The organism is Streptomyces sp. NPDC001617 (assembly GCF_053596855.1).
Genome location: NZ_JBSFHA010000036.1, coordinates 38,976 through 52,979 on the forward strand (window position 1 = coordinate 38,976; position 14,004 = coordinate 52,979).

Sequence of the window (14,004 nt, forward strand, 5' to 3'; positions counted from 1 at the left end):
CGGCGGTGGTGAACACCCCTGCGAAACCCCTCGACCAGTTGCTCTTCCGCTGGGAGGGCAACCGGAACCAGTACGTGACGGGGATCGCCGCCGCGGCACACTCGTGCGACGACCGGCGCGCCGAGGAGCTCAGAGCGCTGCTCGCCCCACTGCTGCGCGTCGAGGGCACCGGCAGCAGACGCCCCAGCCTGGTGCGGTACCTGATCCCCGAAACGGGAGAGGCGGTGCTGATCCACCGTCGGCCGGCGCTCGACGCACGGGGCCGGGAGAGCACCGCCTCACATGCTCTGGTCGGCAGCCCACAGGTGCTGACGGGACGTGAGTCGATCAGCCTCGCCGCGCCCAACTGGAAGTGGACGGGCCTCTCCGACGATGCCACGGGACGGATCGACCCGCTGCCTGAGGACGTCCTTCGGCAGCGTTTCGACGAGACACTGCCCCTGTTCGTCGACGAAGTGGCGCTCGTCAGGAAGCCGCTGGAAGTGGCGGTGGCACAGCTGTTGAGGACACCGGGCCACCGTCTGACGTTCCTGCGCCAGGACATCGTCGCTCTGGAGAAGGCCAACTACGCACCCCCGCTGATCTGGGGACTGTGCGCGATGCTCGGCCCGTGGCTGGGCGACGAGACGTTCACGTTCGCGAGTTTCGACACGCAGGAGCATGCGGGTCTGCGGCTGGTGTGTGTGCCGGAGTGGCCGCGGTCCGCCGTGGGCGGCTCGGCGGCCCAACGCATCACCTTCGCCGACGCCGTCGTGGACGAGGCGCACACGGTCGCGGCCGAACTGGTCCGTCTGTTCCTCGCCGACCCTGGCCGTCCCGACCACCTGGCGCACGTGCTGGAAGCGTGTCCCCAGCCGCGTAGGCGCTCGCTGCGGGACCGGCTGGACATGCTCATGCGTGCCTTGCCGGGCGGCCCGCCCCACCGCCACACCGTGGTCCCGGGGGATTCGGCACCGGCCGCGGACCTCCTGAAGAAAGCCCACGAGTCCGGCGACGCCCGTTACGGTCTCACGTCCCGACCCGCCCGCGACGGAACGGCCCCCGTCCCCAGCTCCGTCAAGCCGTCCGATCCCGTGGCCCGGCCCGAGGTCTCCATGGCGGAGCCCGCCGAACACACCGTCTTCAGGCAGCCGGTGGCCCCCGTCTCGGCAGGGGCCGACAGCCGAGAGGGTACAGCGCAGGAGCACGCTCCTGGCCGGGAACAGCCGTCGGCGACCGGGGAGGCGGACACGCCCGTATCGGACCCTGCGGCGACCGAGTCCGAGACACCGGCGTCCACCGTCCCGGAGCCGCAGTCCGCGGAGTTCCGCGGCCCTGAGTCCGGCGGTCCGGGCTCTGGTGGCCTTCAGTCCCGGGGGCCGGGGGCCGGTGGTCGGGCATCTGGTGGCTCTGATTCCTCTGCTCTCGAACCCCACGATCCTGAACCCCACGACCCGTTGAACGCGTGCTGGCAGGACCAGCAGGCGCTGTTCGGTCCGACACCGGGGCAGGGCGCCCAAGGCGTATCCGGCACGGTTCGTCCAAGTGGCCGTCCACTGCCCGACTCCGCCATGTCGGCGGACCAGGCACAGGGGACTCTTCCCTGGCCGACCCCGCCCTCCGCCGGCGAACCGCCGGGCAACACCTCGCCCACCGGGGTCTCCCCCGCTGCTGCGCAGAAGCGCACGGGCGAGGGTGCTCAGGCGCATCGCCCGCCCAGCCCGCCACCCGCGAGCTCTGGGCCGGACCCGATGAACGGAAGCCTCCCCCAGGAGTGGAAGGCAGGCCGCAATACCGGTGCAGAGGATCCGCGCAGCGGGCAAGGAGACCGGCGCACCGAAGCAACGAGCCCGTACAGCGCCGGCACTTTCACACCTCGAACCGAGGGCGCCGCATCCTCTGACCACCCGTTCACAGAAACCACCGCGGCGACCGGCCTGCCCACGCCACTCACGACGGGCCCCACGGACCGCGCGGACTCCGTCGTCCCGCCTCAGAGCCTGGTCGAAGCGCGCATGTCCGTGCCCGTGCGATCGCGCCCGGGGCAGGACCCGTCGGCCATCGTTCGGGGTGGGCGGACCATGTCGCCCCGAACCGGCCAGACCTCTGAACAACCACCCTTACGCGCAGAAAAGCTGCGCAGGTTGGGCAAGTGGCTTTCGCCCCTGTGGTGGCAGCAGCGACCACGTGCCCACGAGGATGATCGTTGGATCCTGACCCATCTGGGAGACTCGGCGGATCAGTCGATGACCGTCACGTCGCAGCAGATCGCCGACACCCTGCGCAGGCAGTCCGACGAGGATCTGTGCGACGCCCTCGACCGCCCCGACCTGGAGCCCCAGTCCGCCGTCCGGCTCCTCACGGCACTGGAGGAACGCACCCGGTGGCGCACCCTCCCGGAAGCCCAGGAACTGGCCGCGTGCTTGCTCGACCGACACCTTTATTTGCATCATGCCTGGCGTATCTCTCTCGATGCCGAAGGCGACACCAGGCACGGCGGAACAGCTGGCGCGATCCGGATGTTCCGCTGGGCCGTACGTCCTCACGCCCGGGACGTCTGCCTCCGGGAGAGTCTGGAGGCGCTGGTCTTCGCGTGTACGACGGAAGCCGGCGAAACGGAGCGGGAATTCTGGCGACACGTCGCGTTCGACGGCTTCGATCCCGCACCGGACCTCCCGCCGACAGTCTGGCGGGAGCTGGCCCGAATCGGCCCCTGGGAGGCAGAAGCACCACCAGCGGACAGGCCACCCGCCTCAATCCGCACGGCATACGGCCGCAGGCGGCGATCCACACGTGCCGCGCACCGGACGCCGCCGGACGACAGCCGCAAAATCGCCGCGGCAGCCGTCGCCTTGGTAGCGGTGGTCGTCCTGCTCGTCCTGCTTGAGCTGTGGACCGGCGACTGACGCGGGCGTGCCGGCCCGGGGACATGGCACGTGGGAAGACGGCTCATGACACAGCAGGAATCGCGACGTCGGCCACGGCCGGAGCGATGACGATCGTGGCAGCGACGGCCACGGACACCCGTGGCTTCCGCCGTGGCTTCTCGGCGTTCGTGATCGGCGCGTCGTCCGCTGTGAGCCCGCCGCGCCGTCCGACCGGTGCACGCGGGCAGGCGGCGCGCGCGTTCTGCGGTCGTCTGGGACGCAACATCGGCGACAGCCTCGACAAAGTCCCATTCCACGCCGAGGCCGGAAAGACGTTCATACGCGGTGGTGCGCCCCGGAGGGATGCCTGAAGCGAAGTGCTCCGGCACGAGCCTTGCCGTTGGTTCTGCCCCGGTCAGCTGTGCCTCGACCAGCCAGGCACGCATGAGACCGGCCACGGCATTGTCACGGTCATTCCGGCCCGCAGCGGGCCCCACTTCCGCGTGCGCCGTCCGCTCCCCATCCCTGGCCCCCTCCCTGGTCCGATTCCGGAACCTGCCATGGTGTCCTGAGTGAGCGGCTCGCCTTTGTCCTTACCACCGCCTTCGCTGACGCCACGAGTCACGGCTTTGACGGACTCCGTGACCCTGTCTTGCCCGTGGCCGCGTAGCTGGTCTCCGCGATCTGCCCTCACGCCGCCCCACCCGCACTGCACCGGTTGTGCCTCCTTCTTCGGGAGGCGTTTGTGCACAGCCCCCTGCTGCCGCTCGCCCGAGGTCACGGTCGTTTCGCGACGCTCGGGCGAGCAGCCATCTTCGAAGGGGCGGACGCGGACGATCCAGCCAGCCGCGTCCCCGGTTGGTGCTTTCGTGCGCCTACAGCACACTCTCGTCGACCGTGTAGATCATGCTGCGGATGAGGGTGAACTCCTCGAGGTGGGCCGCATCGGCTGCGGCGGCGCGCCCTTCGGGGGAGGAGAAGGCCGCACGGAGTTCCTCCCTCGTCTCCCATTCCAATTCGGCGACCAGGTAGTACGGTTCGCCGCCACGGACGGCGACCACGTCACGGCCGAGCGTGTAGCGGCGCAGCCCTGGGAGGCGGCGTGCGAGCGGGAGGTGGACGTCGCGGTAGTGGCGGTCGAATGCCGCGGGGTCGGCCGGCGTCTCGTACAGGACGGTGAAGCGGGCGCTCATGCGGCGGCCCGGCGGTAGCGAGTGAGGACGGCGGGGCCGGCCTGTTGTGCCGACAGACACTCCAGCTCCGCGTACGGGCCGTCCACGGGGAAGAGCCGGTCGCCGGTGCCGAGGACGGTGGGGAAGGTCAGCAGCCGGTACTCGTCGACCAGGTCTTCGGCCATGAGCCGGTGCGCGATGCTGAGGCTGCCGATGACGACCACGTCGCGCGGTTCGTGCTTGACGGCGTCGACGACGTCGCCTTCCAGGAGCCGCGAGTTCGCCCACGCCGCGGTGTCCGCGCCGCTCAACGTGCGAGAGGCGACCAGTTTCGCGGCGGCGTTCATGCGGGCGGCGAACGGGCCTTCTCGTCCGGGCCACAGGCGGGAGAAGATCTGCCAGGTCGTACGCCCGAACAGCAGCACGCCGTCGTCCAGCGTGCGGCCGAGCCGGAACTTGTCCCCGTCGATGGCTTCCCGCCCGTGCCGCAGCGCCCAGCCGCCCAGCCGTGTCCCCTCCGAACCGGTGGGGTCGGACATGATCCCGTCCAGGGTGACGAATCCGATCACGATGATGCTCACAGCGATGTTCCTCTCGCTCCAGTCGAGTGCTCACCGGTACATACCGGCGGCGCCCGGCCGACTCATCGCTGCGGCGTGAAACTGCCCGCGTCCCCCGCGTCCCCCGCAGGAATGTGCCGCTCCAGCTCGAAGACGTCGAAGACGCCCGGATCGGCGAAGACGACGTTGTGCGCCACCAGGCCGCCGGTGACGGTGAACACCTGGAGAGTGTGCAGCCGGTGCCCGCCACCGGGTTCCGGCGCGTACGCCGCCAGCGCCGGCTGCCCGTTCGCCGTGAGCTCCCGCACGGCCCAGCCGGTGCCGCGTGTCCGGAAGACGCGCTGCATGAACAGGCCGTAGTCGCTGCTGCCCCGGTACCACAGCGGGACCGGCGGCATCTCCAGGATCGCGTCCCGGGCCAGCAGCCGTACCAGCGCGGGCACGTCGGCGGCTTCGAACGCCCGCGCATATTGCTGCACCACGGCCCGCGCTCCGGGATCGTCCGGCTCACGCACCGTATCGGGACCGCCCGCGGCCGCGAGGGCGGCACGGGCACGCTGCAACGCGCTGTTGACCGCCGCCACCGTGGTCCCCAACTGCCCGGCGACCTCGGCCGCGGTGAACCCCAGCACCTCCCGCAGCACCAGCACGGCGCGCTGCCGTGCCGGAAGCACCTGCACCACCGCCACCCACGCCAGGCGCAGATCAAGGCGCGCCTGGAGGTCCAGCCGCGCCTCGGGAAACGGCTCCAGCCAGGGCACATCGAGCGCCGGCGTGAGCACGGCCTCGGGATCGTCGCCCGGGGCACCCAGCCCGGACGGCAGGGGGCGCCGGCCTCGCCCCTCCAGCGCGGTCAGGCACACGTTGGCCGCGATCCGGTACAACCAGGTCCGCACCGACGCGCGCGCCGGGTCATACCGCTCCCGGGCCTTCCAGGCACGCAACAACGTCTCCTGAACCAGATCCTCGGCCTCGTGGAACGAACCCAGCATCCGGTAACAGAACGCGAGCAGTTCACTCCGATACGGCTCGAAGTCCACCGGCCCATCATGCCGTACAGCGGCCTCAGCACAACCTCTGACCCAGCCCGCCCGGACCAGCACGCCGCACGCGGCCCACGTCTCAGTCGAAGGACGGACATCCCTTCAACGGCGCGGGCCTTCCGCGAGAGGACTGGGAGCCCCGGCGTCGTGCCCGGTACGGGCCTCGCGGACCCGGACGGCGAGAGCGGCGAGGACAGCGGCCGGCCGACGGACGTCGTCCATCGCTTCCCGCAGCCCGGCAGCACTTCGCCCGGGCCCGCGCAGTGTTCCAGCGGCGGCTCGCCGGTTCGGCGGCGGCGCCCAGGTCCCCGTTTGTCCTCTGTCCTCGCCCACCATTCCCTCGCGCGCCACCTCGGCGAGCCCCACCAGGACGTACGCAACGCGCCTCGGGCGCGGCCTTCGTCGCGGGTGAGCATGCGCGAGGTTGACGCCACCCAGATGTGAGTGGTTAATTGCTTTCATGGAAACGAGGACACGGCAGCGTTCCACCGCCGAGGAGCGCCGGGCGACGGTCATGCGTACGGCGATCAAGGCGTTCGCCGAGCGCGGGTACTACGGGACCTCGACGATGGACGTGGCCAAGGCCGCCGGCATCTCGCAGGGGTACCTCTACCGGCTGTTCAAGGACAAGGAGACGCTGTTCGCGGCCTTGGTCGACTACTGCTCGGACCGCCTGAGGGAGGCTGCCTCCTCGGCGGCCGCCGCGGTGCACAGCACCGATCCGCAAGCGGTCCTGAAGGCGATGGAGGCCTCATACGGCGACGTCATCGCCGACCGGGACGTCCTCATGATCCTCAAGCATGCGGAGTGCAGCGCGAGTGAGCCGGTCATCGGCGAGGCGGTGCGCACCTGCTACGCCAAGCAGGTCGAATACGTCCGCGCCGTCTCCGGCGCGTCGGACGAGCAGATCCGCCGCTACTTCGCCGACGGCCTGCTCAGCAACGTCATGGTGGCGATCGACGCCGCCTCCGTCGACGCCCCCTGGGCGCGCACGCTGCGCGCCTAGCGGACGACGCCCACGGGCCGCTTCCGGGCGGCCCCTTTCTTTCACCCATGATGTAAGCGGTCAACCGCTTACTAGAGAGGTTGTCTCCTCATGTCCTCCCCCTCCCCGCGCCGCGGGACTGGGACCTTGCTGGCCCTGCTGGCATTCGCCCAGTTCATCAGCGCCATCGACTACAACATCGTCTACGTCGCCCTGCCGGAGATCGGCCGCGACGTGGGCTTCGACGCACACAGCCTGCAGTGGGTCGTCAGCGGCTACGCCGTCGCCTTCGGCGGCTTCCTGCTGCTGGGCGGCCGGGCCGCCGACCTCCTCGGCCAGCGCCGCATGTTCACCACCGCCCTCACCCTCTACGGCCTGTCCTCCCTGGCCGGCGGACTCGCCACCGACCCCGCACTGCTCGTCGCCGCCCGCGCCGTCCAGGGCCTCGGCGGCGCACTCCTGCTGCCCGCCACCCTCTCCCTGATCGCCACCACCTTCACCGAAGGCGCCGCACGCAACCGCGCCCTCGCGATCTGGGCCGGCGCCGGGGCCGTCGGCCTGGCACTGGGCTCCCTGCTGGGCGGCATCCTGACCAACTACCTCGGCTGGGAAGCCGTCTTCTACGTCAACGTCCCCCTCGCCCTGGGCGCCGCCGCCTCGGCCCTCGCCGTCATCCCCAAGGACGCCCCGCGCGAGCGGGGCCGCGGCTTCGACCTCGCCGGCTCCCTGACCGCAACGGCCGGCTTCACCGCCCTCGTCTTCGCCATCGTCCAGGGCCCCGAGGCCGGCTGGAGCTCCGCCGAGACCCTCACCGCGCTACTGGCCGGCACGCTGCTGATCGGGCTGTTCCTGCTCGTCGAGGCCCGCACCACGCACCCGCTGATGCCGCTGCGCCTGCTCCGCAACCGCAACCTGGTCGCCGCGATGGGCATCACTTTCGTCTTCATGGGCACCTTCGGCGCCCAGTACTACTTCTTCACCGTCTACCTGCAAAACGTCCGCGGCTACGACGCCCTCGCCACCGGCCTCGCCTTCCTGCCCGCGGCACTCGTCGGCATGGTGGGCAGCAAACTCAGCGAGCAGCTGCTCGGCAAGGCCGGCACCCGCACCACCATCATCACCGGCCTGCTCCTGGGCGCCACCGGCATGACCGCCCTCGCCCTGGCGATGTCCCCCGGCGGCAGCTACCCGGCCCTGCTGCCCGGCGTCGTCCTGCTCAGCCTCGGCCAGGGCATCGCCTGGACCGCGATGTTCGCCGCGGCCGGAACCGGAGTCGACTCCCACCACCAGGGCATCGCCTCAGCCATGGCCTCCACCACCCAGCAGATCGGCTCCGCCGTCGGCCTGGCCATCCTGGTCGCCATCGCCAACTCCGGCCTCCACACCACCACCGGCCCCGACCTCGTCCCCGGCCTGCGCACCGCAGGCCTCACCGCCGCCGCCCTCACCCTCCCCGGCATCGCCACCGCCCTCACCCTGCGACGGCCCGCCCCCACCCAGCCAGCACCGGCCACGGGCCACACAATGCAACGGACGAAATCCAACACCCCCACCTGAACCACCACATCGCCGATCGCCCACTCCCCCACCACAGCGATCGGCGATACCCGCCGACCGTCCACCACCAGCCCCGCCGCCCGGGCGCCTGGCCCCGGGCGGGCGGGGCCAGGGGCCAGGCTGTCAGGGCTGTCTGCCCCGGAGCGGCCAACGGAGCACTCCACAGCCAGGCACGGGGTCTCCACCTGTCGGTTCGCGAAGTCGGGTAAGTGAGCGTAACCATGTGTGAGTGAGTGTCGTTGTCAGGGTGTGAATCTGACGGAATGGGCGAAGACGCAGGGTGTGCATCCGCAGACCGCGTATCGCTGGTTCCGTGAGGGGACGTTGCCGGTACCGGCTCAGCGGGTCGGGCCGCGCACGATCCTGGTGAACATCGACGCGAACACCACGACCGAGGCCATCGGCGGTCTGGGCCTGTATGCCCGCGTGTCCTCGCACGATCAGAAGACCGATCTGGAACGCCAGGTCGCGCGGCTGTTGGCGTGGGCGGTGAAGACCGGTCACCGAGTCGTTCGTGTGGAGGCGGAGATCGCTTCCGGGATGAACGGCTGCCGTTCCAAGGCCCGGCGTCTGCTGGCCGACCCGAACGTGACCTGCGTGGTGGTGGAGCATCAGGACCGGCTCGGCCGGATGAACGTCGAACTTGTCGAGGCCGCCTTGTCCGCGACGGGCCGTCGCCTGCTGGTGCTGGACGACGGCGAGGCAGGCGAGATACGGCTTGTGCGGGGTCAACGCGCTGGTACGGCTGGGGCGTTCACGCGTCAGCGACTGGGGCGTGTATCGGAAGTGGATCAAGTCGTGGTGGCGAGTTCGACGAGGTGCTGGGCGGTGCCGCCGGGATCGATGATCTGATGGAGGTGTGCGCCGGGCAGGTGTGCCACGGGCCAGCCGCGTTCGCGCGCCTCGGCGGAAAGGTCGTCATACGGCGGGCCGAACAGCAAGTAGGAGCAGGGATGGTCGTCCCAGCCGTCAGGGACCGGGATGTGCTGTTCGTAGTAGGACAGCGGCAGGCTGGGCTGCTCCTCAACGACTGTCTGCCGCACCAGCGGATCGGAGAACATGGGTGCGACGTCTGCCTCGTCCCACCAGTCGGTCCAGCGCGGCAGCATGCCGTTCACAGCCATCGGGCGAAGGAACTCGAGCAGTTCGGGTGTGGCGACGGGGGTCGGTCCGGTACGGGCCGGCAGCACGGCATCGACGAAGATCGAGCTGGTCACCGGATGGTCGAGGCCCGAGCGAATCGTCGGGAGGAACAAGCCCGCGTTGCTGTGCGCCACCAATGTGACGGGGCTTCCGGCCGGGACCTGCCGGAGGTCGTCGCGGACGGCGTCGACGATGCGGGGCCAGAAGGGCGGAGCACCGGCGCCTATGTGCAGCAGGGACGGCACCCGCACCTGGTGTCCCGCCGCCGTCAAGTGTTCGGCCACAGGGTGCCAGGTCGAGGGACCTACGGACGGACTGTGCACGAGAACGAAGATCGGCTGCATGTGACGATCCTGTCGCCCGTGCCTTCGGAGGCGCGACAGTCTTGGCTGACAGCAGAACGCTTCGCGTCGAAGTAGCCCTTGCGCCTCCACAACAGGGCGTTCGCAACCATTCGTTGATTGCGGTGATGCGGACAGTGGCTTCGTAGCGGACGGCACGTTGTGTCGTATCGCGTGGCCACGGCCCGGTGCCTCTTGAGGTGATTGATGCCGCACTCGATCGCGTGCCGAGCCTTGTAGTCCTGCGGGTCGAACTTCGGCGGCCGGCCGCCGCGCGAGCCGCGTTTCTTGCGGTTGCGGGCCTGGTCGGACTTGTCCGGGATGGTGCAGCGGATACCGCGCCGCCGCAGGTAAGCGGGTTCTTGCGGGAGGCGTATGCCCTGTCGGCACGCACGCGATCGGGCCGGGTGTGCGGCCCGCCCGGCCCAAGACGCGGGACACGGACCTTGTTCAGCACCGACTCGAACTGCGGGGAAGCACCTCGCTGCCCGGCCGTGATCACGATGGACATGGGCTTCTTGCCCTGTTCGACAGCCAGGTGCAACTTGGCCCTTGCCCCGGCGGCGTGCTGGTGGGCCCGGCCCCACGGCCCGTACTCGGCGGGCAGGTCCTGCCGAGGGATCCCGGTGCGGACCCAGAACCGTATGCCGTTGATCAGCTGCCGCCTGGTCCACGTCGGCGGCCGTCCGGGCCTTTTGCCCTTTGGCAACAGCGGCTCCAGCACCGCCCATTGCGCGTCTGTCAGATCTCCACGCGCCACGAACCAAGATCATCTCACGTTCAAGATCCACTTTCGATACAACCAGAATCCAAGCCTCCCCCGTCCAACCGCGGCTTTCACCTGCGGCTGACGTGCGCGAAGGGGCGTGGGTCAGACCTTCCAGGACCGCAGCTGGTCGGCGACGGCGAGGACGCCGAGGCGGGTGTCGCGGATCTTGCGTACGAGATCGGACAGTGCCCCGTAGGGAGGGTCGATGCCCTCACCGGACTGGTCCATGTACTGCGCGGCAATGAACGCGGCGTACAGGCTGTTGCGGTGCGGGAGCGGCTCCAGGCGCACGATGGTGTGCATCAGCGCGGCCGCACGCCAGGCGGCGTCCGGGTCGGCCGCGGCAAGGGTCGGCAGTCTGGTCTTGTGACGGGCAACGGCTGCCACGAGCGCCGAATAGTCCGCAACGGTCATGTCCTCGCCGGCGAGGGCGGCCTCCTGGACATCGAGCAGCCAGGAGACGTCGACATAGAGGTGCATCAGGCGGCAGCGGCCCCGTCGCGCCGCTCAGAGGGCGGCACCTCGTCGGGGAAGGCTTCGTCGAACTCCTCGCGCAGCCGGTCGGCCCACCCGCGGGCGCCGACAACGAACTGCTTGCGCTGCATCTCCCGGACGCCGAGGTCGTGCAGGTACTGCTTGAGACTCTTGCCCTCGGCCGCAGCTGCCGCGCGCACACCCTCAAGTTCTTCGTCGGTGAAAGACACATTCAGCGATGGCATACACCCGATGGTACCTAGTTGGTGCCTGTCTTGCGTAGTCTCTCGTAGTCTCCGCACAGAGCACAGACAAGCAGCATCGGCCTCACGAGCGAGGCTGCCGGAGACCTCTGAGGTCCCGGCCCCATCGCCGGGTCAAGAGCCATCGCCCGCCCCGTCCGAGTGGCTGTGCCACGGCGTCAGGAGACGTGAAGCAGCCCCGGTCGGCTTCTATCAGGGCGAGGGCCGCCAGTTCGCCGGCGTCGGAGAAGCTGGGGAGGACAACGCCGAGCAGGAACGCCGCTCACACGCTCTGGCCTGCCCGGCCGACGGATTGTGAGTCCTTTGAGGAGCTTGGCGGCCCTTGCTGATCAGCGCCCGCTCCTGCCGTTCTCACTGCTCGGACTGGGGGTGCTGTGTCGGTACCCGCCGGCTCTTGTCAGTGTGTTCCTGTCCTTGCGTCGTGTTCCTGTCCTTGCGTCCCGAACGTGTCCCGGCCTCGGCCGCCTGAACCCGGCCTCGCCGGGGCGCGGGCCGCCAGCGCCTCCAGCAGCAGGTCCACCGCCTCCTCGAAGGAGCTGTCCGCCATCTGGGGCAGCTGACGGCGTACCGCGGTGAGCGCCGGGTATGACGCAGGGTCCAAGTCCTGGTAGACGTTCCTCCATGCCCCTTGATCGGCCTCCCGCTGCTGCCGCGGAAGCGCCAGGAACGCCGCGTCCGTGGCCGCGTGGCTGAGAACGGTGTCGATGAAGGCCAGATAGAGGCGTGTGGCGTCGGCCGGCGCGAAGCCCGCGGACAGCAGCAGTGCGAGACCTGTCTCCACGGCCTGGATTTCATGCTTGCGCCGGGTCACCCGGTGCGCGGCCATGGCGGCCGCCCGGGGATGGGCGAGGTATCCGGCGCGGACCCGCAGCGCCATCTCGCGCAGTGACGCCACCCAGTCGTCCCCGGCGACAAACCCCGCCATCGCATCGCCGATGATCTGATCGGCGATGGCAAGCACCAGGTCATCGGTACCGTTGAAGTAGCGGTACAACGCGGTCGGGTCGCATCCGAGTGCCGCGCCGAGCCGGCGCACGCTCAGCGCGTCGGGACCGTGCTCGCCGATCAGCCGCAGCGCGGTCTCCACGATCAGGTCCTCCGACAGCAGGACCCCGGAGCGGGTGGGCCGTCGGCGTCTGCGCTCCTGCGGGACACGGGTGGCCATGACCGGGCTCCTCTCGTCCTGGGCCTACCGGCTACCACCGTCCGGTACTGCGCGCCCCTCAGTGAACGGCCTCCGAACGCCTTACGTCAACACGATTGACGCAAGGCGCACGTCGGTTGTTCCATCTCATTCCCGCGCGGTCCTTCCCACTCCCCCGAGGAGCCCGCCATGTCGTCCGCCCCGCCCCCGTCCTCCCCTCCGGCCCCGCCCGCCCTGCGCCGTTCCCTCGGCGTCGTCGACGGCGTCGCCCTCGCCGCGTCCAGCACCGCCGCCACCACCAGCATTGCCATCGGCATGGGCACGATCGCCACCATCGTGGGCCTCCAGGCCCCGGCGCTCCTGCTCCTCGCCTTTCTGCCGGTACTCGGCATCGCCACCGCCTACGCCCGCCTGAACCGCTCGGAGCCGAACTGCGGCAACGGCTACGTCTGGGTCGGCAAGTCCCTCGGCCCCTGGCCCGGCTTCCTGACCGGCTGGGTCACTCTGGTCGGCTCGATCATCTTCTGTGCCTACACCAGCGCGATCATGGGCTCGGTCGTCCTGATCTTCGCCAACAAGGCAGGGCTGCACAGCCTCGCCGGCATCGCTCTCGACCCGACCTCCACCGGTGTCACCACGGCACTCGGCCTGGTGATTCTCGCCGGCCTCACCGCCCTGGCCGTCACTGGGATACGGTCCGCCACCCGGCTGCAGTTCGCCCTGCTGATCTTCGAGTACGCGGTCCTGCTCTCCTTCTGCGGCTGGGCCCTCATCACCGGGCACCACGCCTTCTCCCTCTCCTGGTTCAACCCCTTCGAGATCCACAGCGGCACCGTCTTCGCCCAGGGCATGGTCCTCGCGGTGTTCTTCTTCTGGGGCTGGGACGCGGCCTTCAGCGTCAACGAGGAGACGAAGAGCCCGGGCGACGCGGCTCGGGGAGGTCTGATCGCCCTCTTCGCCATGCTCGGCCTCTTCCTCTTCGCCTCGGTCGCCTTCCAGCGGGAGATGAGCCTGACCGAACTCGTCAAGAACGGCCCCCAGGCCCTCCCGTACCTCGGCGAGAAGCTGGCCGCCGAACCCTGGGCCACCCTGCCCCTGGTCGCGCTGATGTTCTCCGCCGTCGCCTCCGTGCAGGCCACCTTGATCCCCACGGCCCGCGGCCTGTTCGCCATGGGCCGCGACCGCACCATGGGACCGGCATGGACCCGCATCCACCCGCGCTACGGCACCCCCGCCGTCGGCACCGTCGTCGTGATGGCCATCGCCGGTGTGATCGCCCTGCTCGCGGTGGCGATCCCCAAGCTGAGCGACATGCTGCTGGCCGCCGTCAACGCCATCGGCCTGCTCGTCGCCCTCTACTACGGCCTCACCGCGTTCGCCTGTGCGGTGCGCTTCCGCGCCGCGCGTCACGAAGGGCCACGGGAGGCACTGCTCGCCATCGGTGTGCCCGCCGTGTCCGGCCTGATCCTGCTCGGCCTCGGCGGCTATCTCGGATACTCGTACCTGACCATGAGCGATCACTTCGAACTCAGTCCGGACAACGGCTGGTTCATGTTCTCGCTGCCCGCCGTGATCGTGCTCGCCGGCCTCGGCATGGCCGCCGTCGCCAAGTACACGAGGCGCTCTGCGTACTTCACGACGGGACGTGGTACCGACGCCGAGTCCCTGACCCTTCCGATGGACCGTACGGCGGTCTGACCCTCCCTG

Annotated in this window: 13 protein-coding genes and 1 pseudogene; 6 read left to right on the forward strand and 8 right to left on the reverse strand. The window is 69.9% G+C overall.

Annotated elements, in window-relative coordinates; translation table 11 throughout:
- Positions 1 to 5 precede the first annotated feature (5 nt).
- Positions 6 to 2,885, forward strand: a complete 2,880-nt coding sequence (locus tag ACWC09_RS25790) for a hypothetical protein (protein ID WP_450852964.1) — start codon at positions 6 to 8, stop codon at positions 2,883 to 2,885.
- Positions 2,886 to 2,971: 86 nt separating this feature from the next.
- On the forward strand, positions 2,972 to 3,217 hold the full coding sequence (locus ACWC09_RS25795) for a hypothetical protein (RefSeq protein WP_450852965.1): 246 nt from the start codon (positions 2,972 to 2,974) through the stop codon (positions 3,215 to 3,217).
- Between the two features lie 504 nt (positions 3,218 to 3,721).
- Here the strand turns inward: ACWC09_RS25795 and ACWC09_RS25800 are convergent.
- From ACWC09_RS25800 to ACWC09_RS25810, 3 genes are all read right to left on the reverse strand, one after another.
- Entirely contained in the window at positions 3,722 to 4,039 is a 318-nt protein-coding gene (locus tag ACWC09_RS25800) for an EthD family reductase (protein ID WP_450852966.1), read from the reverse strand.
- A complete protein-coding gene (locus ACWC09_RS25805) occupies positions 4,036 to 4,599 on the reverse strand; it encodes a dihydrofolate reductase family protein (protein ID WP_450852967.1) in 564 nt (187 codons plus the stop codon). The genes ACWC09_RS25800 and ACWC09_RS25805 overlap by 4 nt, the downstream gene beginning before the upstream one ends.
- Before the next feature lie 62 nt (positions 4,600 to 4,661).
- A complete protein-coding gene (locus ACWC09_RS25810) occupies positions 4,662 to 5,678 on the reverse strand; it encodes an RNA polymerase subunit sigma-70 (RefSeq protein WP_450853009.1) in 1,017 nt (338 codons plus the stop codon).
- A 403-nt stretch (positions 5,679 to 6,081) separates the two neighbouring features.
- Here ACWC09_RS25810 and ACWC09_RS25815 point away from each other — a divergent pair, with 403 nt between their 5' ends.
- From ACWC09_RS25815 to ACWC09_RS25825, 3 genes are all read left to right on the forward strand, one after another.
- The gene (locus tag ACWC09_RS25815) at positions 6,082 to 6,627 is read left to right on the forward strand and encodes a TetR/AcrR family transcriptional regulator (protein WP_450852968.1); all 546 of its coding nucleotides are present in this window, start codon (positions 6,082 to 6,084) and stop codon (positions 6,625 to 6,627) included.
- Positions 6,628 to 6,717: 90 nt separating this feature from the next.
- Positions 6,718 to 8,163, forward strand: a complete 1,446-nt coding sequence (locus tag ACWC09_RS25820; RefSeq protein ID WP_450852969.1) for an MFS transporter — start codon at positions 6,718 to 6,720, stop codon at positions 8,161 to 8,163.
- Between the two features lie 249 nt (positions 8,164 to 8,412).
- The gene (locus ACWC09_RS25825) at positions 8,413 to 9,015 is read left to right on the forward strand and encodes an IS607 family transposase (protein WP_450852970.1); all 603 of its coding nucleotides are present in this window, start codon (positions 8,413 to 8,415) and stop codon (positions 9,013 to 9,015) included.
- On the opposite strand, the gene ACWC09_RS25830 is transcribed toward ACWC09_RS25825, so the two are convergent.
- The 5 genes and pseudogenes from ACWC09_RS25830 to ACWC09_RS25850 form a co-directional block, all read right to left on the reverse strand.
- Positions 8,955 to 9,650, reverse strand: a complete 696-nt coding sequence (locus ACWC09_RS25830) for an alpha/beta hydrolase (protein ID WP_450852971.1) — start codon at positions 9,648 to 9,650, stop codon at positions 8,955 to 8,957. The genes ACWC09_RS25825 and ACWC09_RS25830 overlap by 61 nt on opposite strands.
- Positions 9,651 to 9,696: 46 nt before the next feature.
- Positions 9,697 to 10,407 (reverse strand): annotated as a pseudogene (locus ACWC09_RS25835) (transposase); the annotation flags it as partial.
- 111 nt (positions 10,408 to 10,518) lie between these two features.
- Positions 10,519 to 10,896 carry a toxin Doc gene (locus tag ACWC09_RS25840; protein ID WP_450852972.1) on the reverse strand — a complete coding sequence of 126 codons (378 nt, stop codon included), beginning with the start codon at positions 10,894 to 10,896 and terminating at the stop codon, positions 10,519 to 10,521.
- Positions 10,896 to 11,135, reverse strand: a complete 240-nt coding sequence (locus tag ACWC09_RS25845; RefSeq protein WP_450852973.1) for a hypothetical protein — start codon at positions 11,133 to 11,135, stop codon at positions 10,896 to 10,898. The genes ACWC09_RS25840 and ACWC09_RS25845 overlap by 1 nt, the downstream gene beginning before the upstream one ends.
- 415 nt (positions 11,136 to 11,550) lie before the next feature.
- Positions 11,551 to 12,318, reverse strand: coding sequence for a TetR/AcrR family transcriptional regulator (locus ACWC09_RS25850; RefSeq protein WP_450852974.1), 768 nt, complete (start codon positions 12,316 to 12,318; stop codon positions 11,551 to 11,553).
- A 168-nt stretch (positions 12,319 to 12,486) separates the two neighbouring features.
- On the opposite strand from ACWC09_RS25850, the gene ACWC09_RS25855 reads away from it, so the two are divergent.
- Positions 12,487 to 13,995, forward strand: a complete 1,509-nt coding sequence (locus tag ACWC09_RS25855) for an APC family permease (protein ID WP_450852975.1) — start codon at positions 12,487 to 12,489, stop codon at positions 13,993 to 13,995.
- Positions 13,996 to 14,004 lie beyond the last annotated feature (9 nt).